Annotated in this window: 18 protein-coding genes; 8 read left to right on the top strand and 10 right to left on the bottom strand. The window is 68.3% G+C overall.

Translation table 11 applies throughout. The features are described 5' to 3' along the window. The first annotated feature begins 428 nt into the window (after nucleotides 1-428). The gene (locus C4B30_RS21440) at nucleotides 429-1,601 is read left to right on the top strand and encodes a tetratricopeptide repeat protein (protein ID WP_051421430.1); all 1,173 of its coding nucleotides are present in this window, start codon (nucleotides 429-431) and stop codon (nucleotides 1,599-1,601) included. A gap of 82 nt (nucleotides 1,602-1,683) precedes the next feature. Here C4B30_RS21440 and C4B30_RS21435 read toward each other — a convergent pair whose 3' ends face one another. Together C4B30_RS21435 and C4B30_RS21430 are read right to left on the bottom strand one after the other, a co-directional pair. Then, nucleotides 1,684-1,875, bottom strand: coding sequence for a DUF2964 family protein (locus C4B30_RS21435; RefSeq protein WP_027786097.1), 192 nt, complete (start codon nucleotides 1,873-1,875; stop codon nucleotides 1,684-1,686). A gap of 13 nt (nucleotides 1,876-1,888) precedes the next feature. Then, the gene (locus tag C4B30_RS21430) at nucleotides 1,889-2,368 is read right to left on the bottom strand and encodes a universal stress protein (RefSeq protein WP_027786098.1); all 480 of its coding nucleotides are present in this window, start codon (nucleotides 2,366-2,368) and stop codon (nucleotides 1,889-1,891) included. 298 nt (nucleotides 2,369-2,666) lie between these two features. Here C4B30_RS21430 and C4B30_RS21425 point away from each other — a divergent pair, with 298 nt between their 5' ends. Beyond that, on the top strand, nucleotides 2,667-3,428 hold the full coding sequence (locus tag C4B30_RS21425; RefSeq protein ID WP_027786099.1) for a 2-keto-4-pentenoate hydratase: 762 nt from the start codon (nucleotides 2,667-2,669) through the stop codon (nucleotides 3,426-3,428). 4 nt (nucleotides 3,429-3,432) lie between these two features. Here the strand turns inward: C4B30_RS21425 and C4B30_RS21420 are convergent, their stop codons facing one another. Continuing rightward, on the bottom strand, nucleotides 3,433-4,338 hold the full coding sequence (locus tag C4B30_RS21420) for a DMT family transporter (protein ID WP_027786100.1): 906 nt from the start codon (nucleotides 4,336-4,338) through the stop codon (nucleotides 3,433-3,435). A 290-nt stretch (nucleotides 4,339-4,628) separates the two neighbouring features. Between C4B30_RS21420 and C4B30_RS21410 the strand changes: the two genes are divergently transcribed. Further along, nucleotides 4,629-6,041 carry a hypothetical protein gene (locus C4B30_RS21410; protein WP_027786102.1) on the top strand — a complete coding sequence of 471 codons (1,413 nt, stop codon included), beginning with the start codon at nucleotides 4,629-4,631 and terminating at the stop codon, nucleotides 6,039-6,041. A 42-nt stretch (nucleotides 6,042-6,083) separates the two neighbouring features. Here the strand turns inward: C4B30_RS21410 and C4B30_RS36085 are convergent, their stop codons facing one another. Further along, entirely contained in the window at nucleotides 6,084-6,212 is a 129-nt protein-coding gene (locus C4B30_RS36085; protein ID WP_267896630.1) for a hypothetical protein, read from the bottom strand. 86 nt (nucleotides 6,213-6,298) lie between these two features. Here C4B30_RS36085 and C4B30_RS21400 point away from each other — a divergent pair, with 86 nt between their 5' ends. After that, the gene (locus C4B30_RS21400) at nucleotides 6,299-8,467 is read left to right on the top strand and encodes a hypothetical protein (protein ID WP_027786103.1); all 2,169 of its coding nucleotides are present in this window, start codon (nucleotides 6,299-6,301) and stop codon (nucleotides 8,465-8,467) included. Between the two features lie 7 nt (nucleotides 8,468-8,474). Further along, on the top strand, nucleotides 8,475-9,182 hold the full coding sequence (locus C4B30_RS21395) for a DUF3142 domain-containing protein (protein ID WP_027786104.1): 708 nt from the start codon (nucleotides 8,475-8,477) through the stop codon (nucleotides 9,180-9,182). 182 nt (nucleotides 9,183-9,364) lie between these two features. Here the strand turns inward: C4B30_RS21395 and C4B30_RS21390 are convergent, their stop codons facing one another. Both C4B30_RS21390 and C4B30_RS21385 read right to left on the bottom strand, forming a co-directional pair. After that, nucleotides 9,365-10,201: an alpha/beta fold hydrolase gene (locus C4B30_RS21390; RefSeq protein WP_027786105.1), complete on the bottom strand. Its 837-nt coding sequence runs from the start codon at nucleotides 10,199-10,201 to the stop codon at nucleotides 9,365-9,367. Nucleotides 10,202-10,338: 137 nt separating this feature from the next. Further along, nucleotides 10,339-11,172 (bottom strand): oxidoreductase, encoded by an 834-nt coding sequence (locus C4B30_RS21385; RefSeq protein ID WP_027786106.1) that lies wholly within the window; start codon nucleotides 11,170-11,172, stop codon nucleotides 10,339-10,341. Between the two features lie 94 nt (nucleotides 11,173-11,266). Between C4B30_RS21385 and C4B30_RS21380 the strand changes: the two genes are divergently transcribed. Next, the gene (locus C4B30_RS21380; protein ID WP_027786107.1) at nucleotides 11,267-12,238 is read left to right on the top strand and encodes an AraC family transcriptional regulator; all 972 of its coding nucleotides are present in this window, start codon (nucleotides 11,267-11,269) and stop codon (nucleotides 12,236-12,238) included. A 9-nt stretch (nucleotides 12,239-12,247) separates the two neighbouring features. Here the strand turns inward: C4B30_RS21380 and C4B30_RS21375 are convergent, their stop codons facing one another. After that, complete coding sequence (locus C4B30_RS21375) at nucleotides 12,248-13,411, bottom strand: aldose epimerase family protein (protein ID WP_027786108.1); 1,164 nt, start codon at nucleotides 13,409-13,411, stop codon at nucleotides 12,248-12,250. A gap of 107 nt (nucleotides 13,412-13,518) precedes the next feature. Here C4B30_RS21375 and C4B30_RS21370 point away from each other — a divergent pair, with 107 nt between their 5' ends. Both C4B30_RS21370 and C4B30_RS21365 read left to right on the top strand, forming a co-directional pair. Further along, nucleotides 13,519-14,196: a hypothetical protein gene (locus C4B30_RS21370; RefSeq protein ID WP_143751681.1), complete on the top strand. Its 678-nt coding sequence runs from the start codon at nucleotides 13,519-13,521 to the stop codon at nucleotides 14,194-14,196. 91 nt (nucleotides 14,197-14,287) lie between these two features. Beyond that, the gene (locus tag C4B30_RS21365; RefSeq protein ID WP_027786109.1) at nucleotides 14,288-15,196 is read left to right on the top strand and encodes a LysR family transcriptional regulator; all 909 of its coding nucleotides are present in this window, start codon (nucleotides 14,288-14,290) and stop codon (nucleotides 15,194-15,196) included. Between the two features lie 54 nt (nucleotides 15,197-15,250). Here C4B30_RS21365 and C4B30_RS21360 read toward each other — a convergent pair whose 3' ends face one another. The 3 genes from C4B30_RS21360 to C4B30_RS21350 all read right to left on the bottom strand — a co-directional run bounded on the left by C4B30_RS21360 (nucleotide 15,251) and on the right by C4B30_RS21350 (nucleotide 19,317). Then, nucleotides 15,251-16,738, bottom strand: a complete 1,488-nt coding sequence (locus C4B30_RS21360) for a mechanosensitive ion channel family protein (protein ID WP_027786110.1) — start codon at nucleotides 16,736-16,738, stop codon at nucleotides 15,251-15,253. Nucleotides 16,739-16,849: 111 nt separating this feature from the next. Then, nucleotides 16,850-17,275: a DoxX family protein gene (locus C4B30_RS21355; RefSeq protein WP_027786111.1), complete on the bottom strand. Its 426-nt coding sequence runs from the start codon at nucleotides 17,273-17,275 to the stop codon at nucleotides 16,850-16,852. A gap of 230 nt (nucleotides 17,276-17,505) precedes the next feature. Next, nucleotides 17,506-19,317, bottom strand: a complete 1,812-nt coding sequence (locus tag C4B30_RS21350; RefSeq protein ID WP_027786112.1) for a winged helix-turn-helix domain-containing protein — start codon at nucleotides 19,315-19,317, stop codon at nucleotides 17,506-17,508. Between the last annotated feature and the right edge of the window lie 67 nt (nucleotides 19,318-19,384).

The raw sequence follows: 19,384 nt of genomic DNA, 5'->3' as shown, positions 1-19,384 counted from the left end.
TCGTTTTTCCGGTCTTTTGGCAGACCCTGATTATTTAAGGAGGTGAAATACCGGTTGTAAAGGACGATCGGATTTGGATCATTCCGCCCTGCTCACCGTGGTCGAACCCATTGTCAGACGGATCGGCATATCACGACTTGATACAAATCACGGAATCATTCATCCGCCTGCAACAACGAAACCAGATGACGGGATCGATCGAATCGTGCAGCCTGCTATGCTGCGCACTGCATTCCTGCATCGCCCGCCCGGCTCTTCGCTGCATCATGCCGACGCATACGGGATTCGCATTCATTTGCACGGGACGATTCGATTCACCTCATCGGAATTCGCCCACCGCCGCCCGTCGTTTTTCAAGGACTGCGTGGGTCGTTCAGTGCATTTCCGGCCGTCGAACGATAAAACCTCTACCTATAAGAACTACTGTCATGACATCCCGACTTCTCGCCGCGCTCATCGTCGCGGCCTTGAATTGCGCCGCCGCGCCGTCCGCCTACGCCCGCACCTATGTCCCGCCGACGGTGTCGCTCGGCAAAGGCGCTTACGTTCACCAGTTCGTGCTGCGCGACCCGGCCACGCAGCAGCCGCTGCCGAACGCGCGCTATCGACTGTTCCTGCCGGGCCAGGTGATCGCAGGGCTGCCCGTCAAGCCGGATCAGCACGACAGCGTGATTTTCGGCACGACGGACGCAGCCGGCCGCACGGCCAAGATCCGCCTGCCGAAATTTCATCCTCTGAAGCAGTGGGTGTTCAACGCGATCGTCGGCGACGGCGACCTGGGCGAATCGTTCCGGCTCGTCGACCCGGGCGGCACGGCGAAGCTCGGCCATGTCCCGTACATGCTGGACGTGAACAACGAGTATCTGGCGTGCGGCTATTCGGATGCGAACGGCTACACCTACTACGCGCAGTCGCGCACGCCGAGGAACGTCGATCTTTACGTCGGCACGCTGGCCGGCTCGGCCGATATCGACTGGTGCGCGGGCCCGGGCCTGGCCATCGCGAACAGCGCGAACGCCCCCGGCGCACCGGACCTGTATACGCAGTACCTCGGCACCCTGGTCGCCAACGGCGAGCGGATCAGCAGCGAGCTGCGAGGGCAGATCGTCGCGAAGCTGCTGTCGCTCGCGATCGCCGAACGCGACGCGAGCCGCGTGGCCGCCGTGCTCGATCTAGACAGGATTCCCGACGATCGCCTGAACGATATCGGCTATCGGCTCGCCGATGCCGGCGTCGAGGTCGAGCGCGGGCTCGCGATGATCGACGCGCATCTCGCGCAATCGCCGAACGATGCGTACGCGCTCGACAGCAAGGGCTGGGCGCTGTATCGCCTCGGCCGCAACGACGAAGCGCTCGCGTGGTTCGACCGCTCGATCGCGATCTTCGCGAAGGATGACGACGGCGACGCGCGCGAAGCCCGTGCGACCGGGTTGGCCCACAAGGGCGAGGTGCTGTGGAAGCTGGGGCGCCAGGACGAAGCGCGCGATGCGTTCGCGCAGGCAGGGAAGATTCAGCCGAAGAACGCCGCGCTGGCGGAAACGTTGAAGCGGCTGATGATTCAGGTCGGGCAGGACGGCACGAAGGCGACGACGAGCGACTAGGCGAAATCGGGGCGGGGCAACGGCTATCGCCGGTCGTCGCGACACCGGGGCCGGACGTGCGCCGCCCCCTCGCCCATGCGGGTCACTCCTCGCCTTTCGGCCCCGGATTCAGCATCACGACGAAGCCGGCCACGCCGACGATCAACGCGAGGGCGCCGCCGCGCAGCGCCGTCGCCGCATCGAACAGCAGGCCCGTCACGACGGCCATCATCCCGGCGAGCGACACGAACACGGCGATCGCCGCGACGACGATCCGGTACTGGCGGCGTATCATCGCGCGCGCCGCGTCATGCCGCGGCCGCGGCGGCCGGCGCGTCGGCGTCGTCGCCACGAATCAACAGCACCGGGCACTTCGACCCGCGCACGAAACGCTCGGCAACGCTGCCGAGCAGCACGCGCCGGATGCCGCGCCGCCCGTGCGTACCGACCACCGCGAGATCGATCCCGCGCTCCTTCACGTAACGTTGCAGGCGTTCCGCGATGTCCTCGCCGATGCTCTCGGTCTCGACCAGTTCGGCTTCGCCCTTCGCACCGGCCAGCGCGACGATCTGTTCGGCTTCGCGCAGCACCTTGCGCCCGTCGTCGCGAATTTCCTCGACGAGCGCGTGCGGATCGAGGCGGCCGGCATACGTGAACAGCACCGACTTGTCGACCACGTACACGACGCTGACGTGCGCATCGCCCGCCAGCGCCACCTTCACGGCCTCGGCCAGCGCCTGTTTCGACGAAGCGCTGCCGTCCACGGCCACCATGATCTTCTCGTACATGCAAACCTCGCTGGGGTGAGTTGCCGCGCATCCTGTCGCGCGCGGCCATGTCTCCATCATCGGCCGACGGCGAGTTTGAATATTGACGGCGGTCAAACGAGGCCGCGAGCACGCATGCGTCAAAACGGCGCGACGGGAAGGGGGGGAAGCTCGCGTCGTCGGCAAGGCCGCGAAGCGGGCCGGCCATGCGTGCACCGACGCGCTTTCGAGCGGCCATCGCGCCGAAGGCGCTATCATCGAATGTGCGACTTTCGTCCGGCCCTTTTTTCCGGCCCCACTTTCAACTCGCTCAACCGACATGACAACGACTACCGAACGCGTGGACGGCGCCGCCCAGCATCTCGTCGCCGCCCGCCATGCCGGCTCGCCCGGCCCGCTGTTGCCCGATGCACTGCGACCCGACGACATCGACACCGCGCTCGCGATCCAGCAGCGCGTCGCCGTTCTGCTCGGCGAACCCGTCGGCGGCTGGAAATGCGCGCTGCCGCCGCCCGATCGCGTGATCCTCGCGCCGATCTTCGCGTCGACGATCCGCGAAGCCGATGCGCCGTACCGCGTCGTCGGCGGGCCGATCGTGCGGATCGAACCGGAAATCGCATTCGTGCTCGATCGTGACCTGCCCGCGCGCGAGCAGCCGTACGACGAAGGCGACGTGCGGGCGGCGATCCGGGAAGTGCGCGTCGTGCTCGAGATACTTGGCTGCCGCTATGCGGAGCCGGTGCGCGCGTCGAAGTTCGAGCTGCTGGCCGACGGCCAATTCAACCAGGGGCTGTGCGTCGGCCCGGTCGTGCCCGACGGGCTGAACGTGCCGCTCGCGACGCTGGCGCTGTCGTTCGAAGGCGCGCTGAACCGCACGATCGACGGCCGCCATCCGGATGGCGATCCGCTCAAGCCGCTGGTGTGGCTCGTCAATTTCCTCGCATCGCGCGGCGATGCGGTGCGTGCCGGCCAGATCGTGACGACGGGCTCGTACGCGGGCGCGATCGACGTGCCGATCGGCGATGTGCTGACGGTCCGCTTCGGCGAGCTCGGCAGCCTGTCGGTGACGTTGACCGCGTGACGGGTCAGGGGCGGGGCTGCGCGGCCCTGCGGGGCGGCAGCGTCATCGCGGCCACGCCCGCCACCACGCAGCCGAGCCCGAGCCACGCCGACATCGACAGCGATTCGCCGAGCAGCGCCATGCCGATGCCGACGCCGATCGGCACGCGCAGATAGGCCTGTGCAGTCGTGCCGACCGAACCGAGCGTCTGCACGAGACGGAAGTAGATGACGAACGCGAGCGCCGTCGAGAACACCGCGAGCGCGGCGAGCGCCAGCAGCGATTGCGGCGACGGATGCAGCGTCCATGGCCGGTCGACCACGACGCTCGCGGGCACCAGCACGAGCGCGCCGACGACGAGCGAGCCCGCGGCGGGCGCCGCGGGCGACAGCCCGTTGAATCCGCGCCCGTAGATTGCGGCGCCCGCGTAGCAGACGGTGGCCGCGACGATCGCCAGTTGCGGCACGAGTTGCTGCCCCAGCCCGTCGAGCGCACCGACGCCGACCACCAGCGCAATCCCCGCGAACCCCGCGACGACGCCGAACAGTTTGCGCGGCGTCACGGGTTCGTGGCGCGTGAACAGCCAGGTGCCGACGAACGCGAGCACCGGCGAAGCGGAATTGAGGATCGTCGCGAGGCCGGCCTCGACCGAGCGTTCGGCCCATGCGATCAACGTGAACGGCACGACGCTGTTCAGCAGCGCCTGTACGAAAAAGCGGCGCCACACCGCGCGATCGCGCGGCATCGGCATGCGTCGGACGCCCATCCATAGCAGCAGCACCAAACCCGCAATCAGGGTCCGCGCCGCGATCAGCGTCAGCGGCGGAATCGTCTCGACGCTGATCCGGATGAACGTGTAGGACGCGCCCCATAACGTCGAGAGCGTCAAAAGCAGGAGCAGGTCCGCGACGGCGGGCGGGCTGCGGGTCATGGCTGGCTGCATGTCGGGTCGCTCGCGTTCGGGGTCGTGGCGGAGAGGTGTCGACCCGTTCGCTTCGGGCCGCACGTGCGGATTATGCCGACGGCCGGAAGCGCGATGCTTCAGCATTGCGCGAAATGTGGCGTGCAGGCGTCGACGGCACGAGCATCGCCCTCGTCATCCCGCGTCGCCGATACAACACCGCACCGTGCACCTTCAGCCCGCCGTGATAACGTTGCACATCGTCGCGCGCTCCGGCCCGCCGGCCGCCCCCGCGAACCGCATTCACGCCCAGATCCGCCATGTCGCTGACACCGCTTCCCGCCCTGCTCGACGCCACCCTGCGCACCGTCGCGCGCCGTTATCGGCTGCCGCCGCTCGACCGCGCGTCGTCGCTGACCGGTGCGACGCACCCGGCCACCGCGCTGGCGGTCGTGATCGAGGAAGCGCGCGGGATGCTGGCGAACGGCCACGCGCCCGGCGCGGACTTGCGGCAGCGCTTCATCGATGCGCTCGCACGGATGATCCGCGACGCGATGAATCCGTCGTCCGGCGATCCGTCGTTTCAGGCATCGGTGCTGCGCCACGACGCGCCGAACGTGCGCGAATACGCGTCGTTGTCCGCGCACGCCGAGCAGGACCGGCGCGCACTCCACTCGGCCGTCAATGCGATCGCGCACCCGGCCAAGCTCGAACGCAGCGCACAGGCCTGGCAACGCGACGGCCTCGCGCGCCTGCATGCGGCCGCCACCTCGGCGGCGTGGGCCGAACTGCGTGCCGCGCTCGCGCAACTGCTCGCGCTGCCCGAGATGGCGAGCGACGCGGCGTTCGAGCAGGACATCGTCAAGCTCAAGGACAGCCCCGCGCTCGAACGCATGCTGCGGCTCGATGCGCTGGCTGCGGACAACGACGTCCGTCGCTACCGCGCGCTGTGGGTCCGTCAGGGTCCGCTCGTCGGCAGCACGGTCGCCGTCGCGCAGGGCGCCGCGTCCCAGCAGCGCGGCGCGGCCGTCGAAGCGCTGGCGGCGCAGGCGCTCGACGCGCTGGCGCGCCGGCTCGACGCGGTGGACGAGCAGCGCACCTACCGCGTGGTCACGTCGATGCGCGTGCCTTCGTCGATCCCGGGCCAACACGACCGCGCGAAAACCGAATGGGACGCGATTCTGCTCGAACGCGCGCGCGGCAACGATCCGGCGCTCGCGTGGAACGTGCGCTTTCTCGTCGAAGCGAAGGCATCCGCGGATGCCGCGACGACCGACCTGCCGCGGCTGCTGCGCGGCCTGAACCTGCTCGCGCAGGCGGCACCCGACACGGTCTATGCATTCGAGACGCACCAGGGCACGGTACGCGTGCATGGCGCATCGCTGCACGCATTGACGACCAACGAAGCGGCGCTGCAACGCGAGGTGCTGTATTGCTGCGACGCGTCCGCGGACGCGACGCCGCGCCTGCTGGGCGCCGCGAGCCGGATGCAGTTGCTGTCGGCACAGGCCAGCCTCGAATACGCGAGCGCGCTCGCACGGCAGCCGGACGCCGATCCGGACGGCCTCGGTGTCATCTGGCACGCGCTGCTGACCGTGCCGCAATGGCAAGCCGTGCTGCATCAGTACCCGTCGTTGCGGCAGGTCCGCGAGCTGATGGTGGCCATCGACGACTTGCGGGCCGCGCTCGACGAGATGGACGACGGAGGCGTCGCCAGCAGCGTGTGCGCCTGATGCGCGATCGTGGCAGGCGCGCGACGCCCGCGTGCTGCCCGCTCAGTTGGTGAGCACCCCGAACGGTACCTTGCCGATCACGCCGATCACGCCGATCACGCCGATCACGCCGATCACGCCGATCACGCCGATCACGCCGATCACGCCGATCACGCCGGCCACGCCAACCATGACGGCCCGTGAGGTACGATACGCGCCGGGGCAAGGCGCCCCCTGAGAGAACTGGCCGTCGCGGCCCCCTACCCAGCACAAGAAAAATGCGAAGAAACCCGATGCTGCACCGAAACCTGTTCGCCGCGCTGGCGGCCGGTCTGCTCTGGATGCCGGCCGCCCATGCCAGCGGAGACGACGGCTGCTACGTGCCGAACACGCTCCGGCAAACTTCATACTCGTGCGGCAACGTGCCGATGCTGACGCCCGCCAACGACACGCGCATCAACGCGATGCTGATGATGGTCGACAGCGGCAAGGTCGCGCAGGTGTTTCCGGATCCGAAGACCATCCCGGCGAAAGAGCGGATCGACCGGATCGTCGTGCCGTTCCCGATGGATTTCTCCGGATGGATCTATATCGGCCAGAAGGAGCCCGACAAGACCGACGGCGCAGCGGATGCCGATGCGTCGTCGAACCGGTACGCGGACGGCGAAGGCAGCATCTGCCGCAGCATGAGCGCCGGCGCGGAAGCGTTCAACGACGCATTGGGCGGCGCCGGCGGCCTGCCCGACGACGAAGCCGCGCGCCTGCGCGCGGCACGCGCCGACATCGCGCAGAAGACCTGTGCCGCGGGCGGCGCGAGCGCCGCGTGGACGAAGCCGCCGGTCAAGTCGCCGCTCGGCCAGCAGTTCGCCGCGTACCTCGACGGCACGAACGCGTTCTATCGCGCCGACTTCCTCACCGCGACCCGCGCCTTCGCGAACGCATCGCACAGCGCGGACCCGTGGCTGAAGGAAACCGGCCTCTACATGGCCGGGCGCGCGCAGTTGAATGCCGCGCAGGCCAACGTATTCGACAACGACAGCCCGACACCGTCGCGCGCGCGTGTGACGAAGGTATCGCTCGACGCGGCGAACACGGTGTTCCGGACCTACCTGAAGGTGTATCCGAAGGGCCGCTATGCGGTGTCCGCATCCGGGCTGCTGCGACGTGTCGCATGGCTCGGCGGCAACGTCACGCAACAGGCCGACCTGTACGGCCATGCGCTCGCGCGCTGGTCGCCGGCGACGTCGAACGTGCCGCTGATGCAGCTGGCGAACGAACTCGACAGCAAGCTGCTGTTCGGCGCGGAATTCGACGCAAGCCAGATCCAGTCGCCGACCGTGCTCGCCACCGTCGATCTGCTGCGCATGCGTGCGTCGGACAGCAGCGATGCGAACCGCAAGCCGATGACGCTCGACGAACTGCAGGCACAGAAGCCGCGCTTCGCGAACGCGCCCGCGCTCCACGACTACCTGCTCGCGACCTGGTACGTGCAGATCGGGCACAAGCCGGATGCCGCCCTCGAGCTGCTGCCGCAGACGCCCGCCGCGCCGCTCGACTACTTCGGGCTGAGCCAGCAGGCGCTGCGCGGGTTCGCGCTGGAGGACAGCGGCCAGAACGACAAGGCGCGCCAGCTGTGGCGCGACCTGATCCCGCTCGCGACATTCCGCTTCCAGCGCGAAATGCTGGAACTCGCGCTCGCGATCAACCTGGAGCAGGCCGGGCTCGTCAACGATGCGTTCGCCGACGATTCGCTCGTGCAGAACGCCGCGATCCGCGCGGTGCTGCTGCAGCGCGCGGCCAATGCCGACCTATTGCGCGCGCAGGCGCAAAACCGGGCGACCGGCGGCGCGCTGCGCGACACCGCGCTGTACACGCTGCTGTACAAGGAGCTCACGCGGTCGCACTACGCGGACTTCCTCGCCGATACGGCGCTCGTGTCCGGCACGCCCGCCGATCCGTTGAAGCCGTTCATCGCGGCCGGCGCGAAAAACGAAGACGGTTACACGTGCCTCTCGGCGCGCGACATCGCCGCGACGCTGCAGCAGAATCCCGCCGATCCGAAAGGGCTGAACTGCCTCGCCGATTTCGTGCGGCTTCATCCGCCGGCGCCCGGCCTCGAAATCGATCCGGTGCCGCCGTGGGTTCGCAACGCGTCGAGCACGACTGCCACGCGCGTGCCGCCGACGCTCGGCGCGGCGCCGTCCCAGTTCGCGGGCAAGCCGTACGAGCGGATGTCGAGCTACGTGACGGTGATGGCCGATACGCAGGCGAACCCGAACGACCGCGCGTACGCGTTCTATCGCGCGATCAAGTGCTACGCGCCGGGCGGCTCCAACGAATGCGGCGGCAAGGAGGTGTCGAAGAGCACGCGCAAGCGCTGGTTCGACACGCTGAAGACCGCCTATCCGGACAGCCCGTGGGCGCGGAAGCTTCGCTACTACTGGTAAGCGCCGCATGAAGCGCATCGCGTGCATCGCGCTGCTGCTGGCCGCGCGCGGCGCGCTGGCCGGCACCGTCGACGCCGCACGGTACGACGCGTTCTGGCTGTGGGCGGGCGTGAAGCCGCAGGCGGTCGTGCGCGGCGCGCGCGCCGTCTACGTGCTGCAAGGTCAGATCGAGGCGTCGCCGCGCGACGAGTCGCAGGTGCGCGTGATCGCGCAGGGCGTCGCGTTGCCGCCCGCACCCGACGCGCGCGTGTGGCTCGTCTATCGTGCGCATACGCTGCGCTGGACGCCGCGCGTCACGCAGATCATGCTCGCGCAGCTCGCCCGCTGGCGTGCGTCGGGCCGCACGATCGCCGGCATCCAGATCGATTTCGACGCCGGTACGCGCCACCTGCAGGATTACCTCGCGTTCCTGCGCACGCTGCGCGAAACCTTGCCCGCCGATTGCCGGCTGAGCATCACGGGGCTGCTCGACTGGAGCAGCCGCATCGATACCGACCAGGTCAACCAGCTCAAGGGGATCGTCGACGAGGTGGTCGTGCAGACCTACCAGGGCCGCAGCACGATCCCCGATTACGCGGCCTATCTGCCGCGCGTCGCACGGCTGCAACTGCCGTTTCGCATCGGCGTGATCCAGGGCGGCGAGTGGGACGCGCCGCCGTATCTCGCAACGAATCCGTGGTTCCGCGGCTACGTCGTGTTCCTGCGCAATGGCTAGCGCGTGCAAACGCGGCGCGAACGAAGCGTAATGCCGATCGCCGGTGCGCTACGCGGCGCTCGCGATCATGCTGCCGTTCAAGCCGGCCGTCGGCACCGGCGCTCCGCCCTTTTCCACGCGCGGCCGGATCGCCCGCCTTCGATCGCGACGCCGCCCGCCGCAGCGGGCCGGCGCCGCCGCCGTCATGCCCGCACGAACGCGAGCAGGTCGGCGTTGAGCACGTCCGCGTTGACCGTCAGCATCCCGTGCGAATAGCCCGGATAGGTCTTCAGCGTACCGTTCTTCAGCAGCTTGATCGACTTCAGCGCGGCATCCGCGATCGGCACGATCTGGTCGTCCTCGCCATGCAGCACGAGCGTCGGGACGGAGATCGACTTCAGGTCGTCGGTCTGGTCCGTTTCCGAAAACGCCTTGATGCCGTCGTAATGCGCCTTCGCGCTGCCTTCCATCCCCTGCCGCCACCAGTTGCGGATCACGCCCTGGTGCACGGTCGCACCCTCGCGATTGAACCCGTAGAACGGGCCGCTCGCCACGTCGAGGAAGAACTGCGCACGATTGTCGGCGAGCGCTTTGCGGAAGCCATCGAACACGTCGAGCGGCAAGCCCTCGGGGTTCGAGTCGGTCTTGAGCATCAGCGGCGGCACCGCGCTGACCAGCACGGCCTTCGCGACGCGGCCGGCCGGCTCCCCGTGCTTCGCGACGTAACGCGCCACTTCGCCGCCGCCCGTCGAATGACCGATATGCACCGCATTGCGCAGGTCGAGCGCCTCGACGACCGCGAACGCGTCCGCGGCGTAGTGATCCATGTCGTGACCGTCCGAGACTTGCGCCGAGCGGCCATGGCCGCGCCGGTCGTGCGCGATCACGCGATAGCCGTTCTGAACGAAGAACAGCAGTTGCGCATCCCAGTCGTCGCTGGACAGCGGCCAGCCGTGGTGGAACATGACGGGCTGTGCATCTTTCGGACCCCAATCCTTGTAGAAAATATCGACGTTGTCCTTCGTGGTGACGTATGGCATCGCGATGCTCCTGTGAGGTGGATGAACGTGGCGAACGGGCCGGCTGCCATTATCGGCCATTATTGTGAAACCCCAATGCCATCGCGGGCCGCGAGGGCCGATCATCCACCGACGGGAAATGAACGATGCCGCGCGCGTCAGCCGTCCGTCGACACCGTCACGGCTTCCCACGCGCGGATTTCGTCGTCCAGCGCCGACAGTTTGTTTCGCACGAGCCGCAGCGCGTCGCTGCCGAGCAGCAGATGCGCGGGCGGATGGTCCGCTGCGATCACGGCGAGCATCGCCCGCGCAGCCTTCGCGGGGTCGCCCAACTGCTTGCCGCTTTTCTCCTCGCGCGCACGTCGGATCGGGTCGAACAGCGCGTCGTAGTCGGCAATCGAGCGCGGCGTGCGCGCCATCGAGCGGCCGGCCCAGTCCGTGCGGAACGAGCCCGGCGCCACGGCCGTCACCGCAATGCCGAACGGCTCGAGCTCCTTGCCGAGAGTTTCGGAAATGCCTTCCAGCGCGAACTTGCTGCCGCAGTAATACGCGATGCCCGGCATCGTGATGTGACCGCCCATCGACGTGATGTTCAGGATGCGGCCGCGCCGGCGTTCGCGCATGAACGGCACGACGGCCTTCATCATCGCGACCGCGCCGAACACGTTCACGTCGAACTGCCGGCGCATCTCGTCGAGCGGCGCCTCCTCCATGATCCCTTCGTGCCCGTAACCCGCGTTGTTCACCAGCACGTCGACGGGCCCGACGTTCGCCTCGATGTCCGCGACGACGCCGTCGATGCGGTCGAAGTCGGTCACGTCGAGCACGCGCGCGACGGCCGCGTGCGCGGACAGCGCCTCGAAGTCGCGCGCCGCCTGCGCGCTGCGCACCGTACCGACCACCGTGTGACCGGCGGCCAGCGCCTCGCAGGCAAGCGCACGGCCGAAACCGCTGCTGACGCCGGTAATGAGCATGATGTTGCCGGATGCCATGTGAGCTTCTCCCGAATGTCGATCGAAGCGTGCATACTAGTCTGACGAACTGCGCCGAATAAGCCCGATTCCGCTGATTTTCTTGCACAAAACTATGAACCGCTCGCCCGCCCCCGCCCGATCTCCTGCGCTGCCCCCGCGCGACCGGAAGCGCCTGGTGACGCTGCTGCGCGCGCTGGCGCCCGACGAAGGCTACAACCTGACGGCGCTGCCGAGCGTGCGCATCCTGCGCTCGAACCGCGCGCTATCGCGCACGCCGGTGCTGTACGACCCGGGCATCGTGATCGTGTGCCAGGGATCGAAGCGCGGCTACTTCGGCGGCGAGCGCTATCTGTACGACGAGCGTCATTACCTGGCCGTCTCCGTGCCCGTCCCGTTCAGCATGGAAACCGACGCCACGCCCGAGCGCCCGCTGCTCGCGCTGTACCTGCACCTGGATTTCACGCTGGCCGCCGAGCTCGCCGCGCAGATCGATCGCGCCGGCCTCGCGCAAACCGTGCAGGCGCCGAAGAGCATGATGTCGACGCCGATGGACGAAGCGATGCACGCGTCGGTGCTGCGTTTCGTCGAGGCGATGCAGCGGCCGCTCGACGCCGCGGTGCTCGGCCCGACGCTGCTTCGCGAGCTGTATTTCCGCGTGCTGACCGGCGCGCAGGGTGACGCGATGCGCAGCGCACTGGCGATGCGCGGGCAATTCGGCCGGATCGGGCGCGCATTGCGCGTGATCCACACCGATTACGCGCGGCCGCTCGACGTGTCGCAACTGGCCGACGCGGCCGGCATGAGCGTGCCGAGCTTTCACAGTCATTTCAAGGCGATCACGCAGGTGTCGCCGATGCAGTACCTGAAGTCGACGCGCCTGCATCAGGCGCGGTTATTGATGGTGCGTCGGGACCTGACGGCGGAGGCGGCCGGCTACGCGGTCGGCTATACGAGCCCGTCGCAGTTCAGCCGGGAATTCAAGCGCCTGTTCGGCTTGACGCCGGCGAAGGAAACGCAGCGCATGCGCGCGAGCTTCGCGATTCCGGAGGCGTTCGACGATGCGGTGTTCGTGTCGTCGCATTGAAAGCGTCCCTCATCGCGCCCCCACCCGCCACACCGTCACTTCGTGCAGCGTCTCGCCCGGCTTGAGCACCGTCGACGGGAAGGCCGGATGATTCGGCGAATCGGGGAAATGCTCGGCTTCCAGCGCGAACGCATCGGTTTGCCGGTAGACCGTGCCGCCCTTGCCCGCGACACTGCCGTTCAACCCGTTGGCCGTATAGAACTGCAGCCCCGGCTGCGTCGTATACAGCTCGAGGAAACGCCCCGACGCCGGGTCGTAAGCGCGCGCCGCAAACGCCGGCGCCGGCTGACCGCCCTGGTCCAGCACCCAGTTCTGATCGTAGCCATGGGCGATCGCGAGCTGCGGATACGCATCGCGCAGATGCGCGCCGATCGGCGTCAACTGGCGCAGATCCATCGGCGTGCCGGCGACGCTCGCCAGTTGCCCGGTCGGAATCGACGTGTCGTCGGTGGGCGTAAAACGCGATGCGGCGATCTCGATCAGTTGCCGCTCGACGCTGCCCCCGGCCTGCCCCGCCAGATTGAAGTAGCTGTGGTTGGTCAGGTTCACGACCGTGTCCTTGTCGGTCGTTGCGCGGTAGTCGATGCGGATCTGATCGTCGCGGGTCAGCGTGTAGGTCACGTCCGTCGTCAACGTGCCGGGAAAACCGTTCTCGCCGTCGGGGCTCACGTAGCGCAGCGTGACGCTCGAACCGCTCGCGTCGCTGTGCGTGCCGGTGACCGTCCACACCTTCGCGTCGAAACTGTCGGGGCCGCCGTGCAGCGTGTTGGGCCCGTCGTTGACCGGCAGCTTCCACGTTTTGCCGTCGAGCGTAAAACGCCCGCCCGCAATGCGGTTCGCATACCGGCCGATCAGCGCGCCGAAATGGATGTTGCCGTTGTGCGCTTCGTAGTCGCGCAGCGAATCGAAGCCGAGCACGATGTCGGAAACGCGGCCGGTGCGGTCCGGCACGTCGAGTGCAGTCACGATGCCGCCATACGTGATGACTTTCAGCGTCACGCCGTGCCGGTTCGCGAGCGTGTACTGGCTCACCGCCTGCCCGCTCGCGGTCGTCCCGTAATCCGCACGGCTGATCGAGACGTCGGGCGCTGCCGATGCGGCGGCTGCATGCAGCCCGAATATCGCGGACACACCTATCGCGAGCATCGATTGTCGCGGCCAGCATCGTTTCATGGAAACCTCCGAAGGGGGTGCGGGCCGTGCTCGCGCGCAAGTTGCATGCCTGCACGTCGCCGCGTTTGTTATGCTGCGCGCATCGTCCGCCCGAGCCGATCGCCGCCATGAATGCCGTCACCCCCGATATCGAGCGCACGCTGCGCGCCGCCTGCGACGCCTGCTTCGGCACGGCGGCCGTGTGGCCGCTCGTCGCGCACGCCTATGGCGAGCCGCAGCGCTTCTATCACACGCTCGCGCATCTGGCGGAACTGTTCGCGCACCTCGCGCCGTATCGGTCGCAACCGCTGTGGCCGGCCATCGAGCTTGCGGTATGGGCCCACGATGTCGTCTACGCGACGACGCTGCCCGACTACGCGGACAACGAAGCGCGCAGCGCGCAATGGCTCGCGCAGGTCACGAACACGCACTGTACCGCTCCATGGTTGCACGCGCACGCGTCGCATGTGTCCGTCGCAGCCGATTTCGTCCTCGCGACGCGGTCGCACCGGCTGCCCGAAACGTTCGCCGCCGATCCGCAATTGCAGCGCGCGGGGCGGATTTTTCTCGACGCCGATCTCGCGATCCTCGCGGCCGCGCCCGACCGGCTTCACGAGTACGACCGCGCAATTGCACGCGAGTGGGCGCAGGATCCCGATGCGCCGTCGGCAAGCTTCCGCGCCGGCCGCAAGCAGGCGCTCGAGCATCTGCGCGAGCAGGCCCCGCTGTTTCAATCGGCGGAATTCGCGCCGCTCGAGCGGCGCGCGCAACGCAATCTCGACACGCTGATCGACTTCTACGCATGAACGCCGAGCACGTCGCGACGGACCGGCTCGCCCGGCGCCCGCGCCGTACCGGCACTGGTATGATGCGCCAGCCACCCTACCGGAATTCGCGATGAAGCTGTCATTCGAAGCGCTCGAAGCCCTGGACGCGATCGACCGCACCGGAACCTTCGCCGAAGCAGCGGAACTGCTGCATCGCGTCCCGTCCGCGCTGACCTACCTGGTGCAGAAACTCGAAAGCGATCTCGGCGTGGCGCTGTTCGACCGCAGCGGACGGCGCGCGAAGCTCACGCATGCGGGCCGCATCGTCGTCGAGGAAGGCCGGCGTCTGCTGCGCGCGGCCGAGCAACTCGAAATGAAGGCGCTGCGTGCGCAACAGGGCTGGGAAACGGAAGTCCGCGTCTGTATCGACGAGATCCTGCCGTTCGGCGCGCTGTGGCCGTATGTACACCGGTTCTATGCGCTCGGGATGGACACGCGGCTGCGATTGTCGACCGAAGTGCTCGGCGGCGCGTGGGATGCACTGATTTCGCGGCGGGCGGATCTCGTCGTCGGCGCGGCGGGCGAACCGCCGGAATTGCCGGGCATCATCGCGCGGCCGATCGGCTCGCTCAAACATCTGTTCGCGGTCGCGCCGTCCCATCCGCTCGCGTCGCTGCCCGAACCGCTGTCGATGGCGTCGGTCGTCCAGTATCGCGGCGCGGTGATCAGCGATACGTCGCGCGAATTGCAGCCGCAGTCGGTCGCGATCGACGCAGGCCAGCCGTACCTCGCGGTACCGACGCTGGCAGCGAAACTCGAAGCGCAGTGCGAAGGGCTCGCGGTCGGCACCCTGCCGGAATGCATCGCGGCGCGCGCGATCGCCGACGGCAAGCTCGTCGCGCGCCAGGTGACGGGCATGCGCGATACCACGCACTGCTATCTCGCATGGCGCGGCGACGAAGCGGGCCGCGCGCTGCACTGGTGGGTCGAGCAACTCGACCAGCCCGATCTCGTCGATCGGTTCACGACGCCGGACTGACGCACCCGTTCACGGGCCGCAGCCCGCGGGCGGCCCTCGCGATCCGGCCGTGCGTCAGCCGAGCGAATCGTGCAGCCGTTTCATTTCCTTCTCGAGCCACCCGATCAGGCTGAATCCCGCGTGCGCCTTCTCGACCGGCGGAATCATCATCCTTTCCTCGGTCGCGATATGGTCGGTGAGCGACTCGCACATCAGCCTGCCGAGCGCCGGCTTCCTGGCGATCAGCGCCGACAGATCCTCGCTGCGCAACTGATGCACGGTCATCGCGGTCACCGCGTGGACGGTTGCGTGTAGCCGCGTGCCGGCGAGCACGACCGACTGCCCGATCGCATCGCCCGGCGCCATCCGCCTGACTTCGACATCGCCGGACGCGCCCGGCACGAACACCGCCGCGACGCCCGATTCGACGACCGTCAGCACGCGCGACTCCGAATTCGACGCATAGATCACGTCGCCCCTGCCGAACGAACGCACTACCAGCGCATCCGCCAGCACGGCCAGATCGTCGTCGTCGACGCACGCGAACAATTCGACCGCACGCAACAGCAGCAGCCGACGCGATACCGGATGCCCTTGCGATATCGATGACGATGCAGGCGCCGCCGCAGCGCCCGCGAGCGGCCGCCACGCGACGCCTGCCGCGGCCAGATGCCGATGCGCGAGATCGTAGAGCGCGTTGCGCACGGCGGTTTTCTTCAGCAGGGCGTCGACGTAGCAGACGAGTTCGTACTGGATCGCGTTCGCGCGGAAGGCCTTCACGACGGCGATCGGCGCGGGGCGCGCGAGCACGTCGAGCGAACTCGCCGCGGCCCGCTCCAGTGCGCCGACGGCCACGGCCGGCCGTACCGCGGGATCGAGGTCGAGCACGAGCGTGACGCCGTGCAGGCCCGCGGGTTCGCTGAGATTCACGATCGTCGCGCGCGCCGCGGTGCTGTTCGGCACGACGACCAGGTTGCCGAGACTGTCGATCAGCTTCGTCGCCCGCCAGTTGCTCTCGACGATCCGCCCTTCGAGTTCGCCGATCGAAACCGTATCGTCGAGCCGGAACGGTTGCGTGGTATTCAGTACGAGCCCGGAGAACACGTCGTTCAGCGTGTTCTGGAGCGCGAGACCGAGGATCACCGCGACGGCGCCGGATGTCGCGACCAGGCCGCTCAGCGGCAGGCCGAGCACGTAGCCCAGCGCGGCCACCGCGGCCGCGCCGAACACGATGCCTTCGGCGATGTCGTGAAAGAGACGCTGGTTGCGCCACGCACGCGGCAGCAGCAGATGATTGATCAGCAGACTGAACACGATCGCGCACTGGAGCCACCATGCGATGCAGACGGCCTGGACCACGATTCGGTCGAGCCCGCCTAGCGAGGCGGGAACGGCGAGCGGGCTGATGCCGGTCGCGAACAGCACGGCGCTCAGCGCGGCGAACGCCGCGCATCGACGGACGGCACGAGCCATGGAGCGCGCGCGCCCGAACAGCCGCCACGCGGCGAGGTCGGCCAGCACGATCGGCGCGCCGTAGAGCGCCGTATCGGAGAAATTCAACATGTCGGATCGCAAGCGCGGCGCGCGAAAGGGTGAAAGCGGCAGCACGTAGGTCGCTGCGGGCACGGAACCGGCAGGCACATCGCGTGCGGGCCGCCGACGCGCTGGCAGCGGCTAGTCGCGCCGCTGCATGACACCCGGCAACGGCAGCCGCAACACATAGCGGCCGGCGCCCGCGATCGCGATCGTGCCGAACAGGATCAGCAGCATCCACGCGAACTGCGCATCGCGCAGCGGCCAGTCAGGGTGAACGAACACCAGCGCGACGAGCGTGACGATCATCACCGGAAGCGCCGCCAGCCGCGGGTACAGACCGACGATCATGAAGATCGGGCACACGACCTCCGCGAAGATCGCGAACAGGATCGACAGCGTGCGGCCGAGATGGAACGGATCCTCGATGGCGGCGGCTTCGGCTGTGTAATGAACGATCTTCGGCAAGCCGTGAACCACGATCAGCAGCACGCTGGCGGCGACACGCAGGAACAGCAGGCCGAGGTCGGTCGCGTGACGGGAAAGGTCGGATGGGTCAGGTTTCATGCGGCGGTTCGTCGGTTGAGCGGGATGCGCGACGACGCGCACGCCGGGCATTTCGCCGCGCCGGCGTTCAGTGAGGTCGCGCGATGTCGACGGGCGCTCGGGGTCGGCGCGCACGCGTGCCGACGGCGTGCCGGCGCCCGCCGTTCACGCAATCTACGCGTGCCGCCTGCCGCTGTCCTGTAACCGGGCTGAATCGTTCTGAAACGTGACCGATGCGCACGAAGCCGGTGTCACGACTCGCGCGACGGCAACTCGGCCTCGGCCGCACCGAGCCCGAGCGCGTGCACTTCCGACCACACATCATGCGCGACCTGGGTCGACCCTGCCGTATGCGCGAGCGCAGCCGCATACGCGGCCAGCAATCGCACGCGCGCGTCGTCGGACACCGGGGTCGCGTCCGCGTCCGCGTCGCGCATCGCATCGAGCGCGGCGCGCGCCCGCTCGCGACATTCGTCGACGAGCGACAGATTGAACAGGCAAGGCACCGCGACGGCCGCGAGCGCGATGCCGAGTTCCGCGTCGCCATGCGCCGAAAATGCCCAGTCGAGCGCGGCACGCAGATTGCCGAGTTCGCGTCGGACCGCATCGAGCCGGGCCGTGCTCCCCGCCTCGCTGCCCGGCTCGCCGCCGCCGTAGGTCGCGCGCCGGAACAACGCGAGGAAGTAGGTCGCATGCGCGCGTGCGGCAGCCGCCCGCTCGCCGTGACTGTCGAGCTGCTGTAGCGCGTAGGCCCGCGTCGTGGTCAGCAGCCGATAGCGCGGCGCGCCGTTCGCGGTTTCGAGGATCAGCAGCGACTTCGACACGAGGCCGGCGATCGTATCGAGCAGGTCGGCGCCGGCCGGCCCGTTGGCACCGACGACTTCGCGCACGGCCTCGATCGAGAAGCCGTCGCGGAACACGCCGAGCCATCGCAGCAGCAGGCGCTCGGCTTCCCCGAGCAACCGGTAGCTCCAGTCGTACATCGCCTGCAGCGTCTGATGGCGCGGCAACGCGGTGCGAAAACCGCCGGTCAGCAGCCGAAAGTGATCGTCGAGATGGGCGGCCAGCACGTCGATGCCCAGCACGGCGGCACGGGCCGCGGCCAGCTCGATCGCGAGCGGCAGGCCGTCGAGGCGACGGCAGACCGACGCCATCAACGACAGGCTGCGCGCATCGAGCGGAAAACGCGGGTCGGCCGCCCGTGCACGCGCCGCGAACAATTGCACCGCGCTCGCGCGCATCGCGTCGCGCTCGCCGGCACCTTCGTCGAGTACGTCGAGCGGCGGCACCGGATACACGCGCTCGCCGTGGATGCGCAGCGATTCCCGGCTCGTCGCGAGCACGCACAGCCCGTCGTCCGCATCGGTGAGCGCGCTCGCGATCCGCGCGGCGGCGTCGAGCAGGTGCTCGCAATTGTCGAGCACGAGCAGCATCCGGCGGCGCGCGACGCTGGCAAGCACCGCCTCGAGCGTCAGCGACCCGGTCGGCTGCGCGATGCCGAACGCGCCCGCGAGCGCGTCCGGCACGAAGCGCGGACACGCGACGGTGGCGAGCGAAACGAATACTGTGCCTTCGGGAAAATGCGCGTCGGCGCGCGCGGCCGCCTCGATCGCGACCCGTGTCTTGCCGATGCCGCCCGCGCCGACCAGCGTCACGACGCGCGCGCTCCGCAGTGCGGCCAGCACGTCGGCGACCGTCTGTTCGCGGCCGAACAACGCGCTCGGCGCCGCGGACGGCCGCCACATCGCGGGACGCACGGGCGCATCGCCGTCGTCCTGCTCGACGACCAGCCGATAGCCGCGGCCGGGCACCGTCACGATCAGGTTGCGGTCGCCGGCCAGCGCCTTGCGCAGCGAAGCGATGTGCACCTGCAGGTTGTTTTCCTCCACCACGGTGTGCGGCCAGACGCGCTGCATGATGTCGTCTTTCGATACCAGCGCACCGTTCGCCCGAATCAACAGCTCGAGAATTTCGAATGCGCGGCTGCCGATACGCAGCAGCTTGCCGTTCGAACGAATTTCACGTCTGTCGAGAAAAACGTGAAGTGTTCCAATCCGGATCATGGGAATTTCTTGTGGGTGACATTCAACGGCGCTCCGATTGAAACCGGTGCCGGTTCGGCATCAATGC

This window comes from Burkholderia sp. BE12 (assembly GCF_002959955.1).
Taxonomy (GTDB): Bacteria; Pseudomonadota; Gammaproteobacteria; order Burkholderiales; family Burkholderiaceae; genus Burkholderia.
Note: the sequence above shows the minus strand (reverse complement) of the source record. Positions and strands in the feature narration are given on the sequence as shown.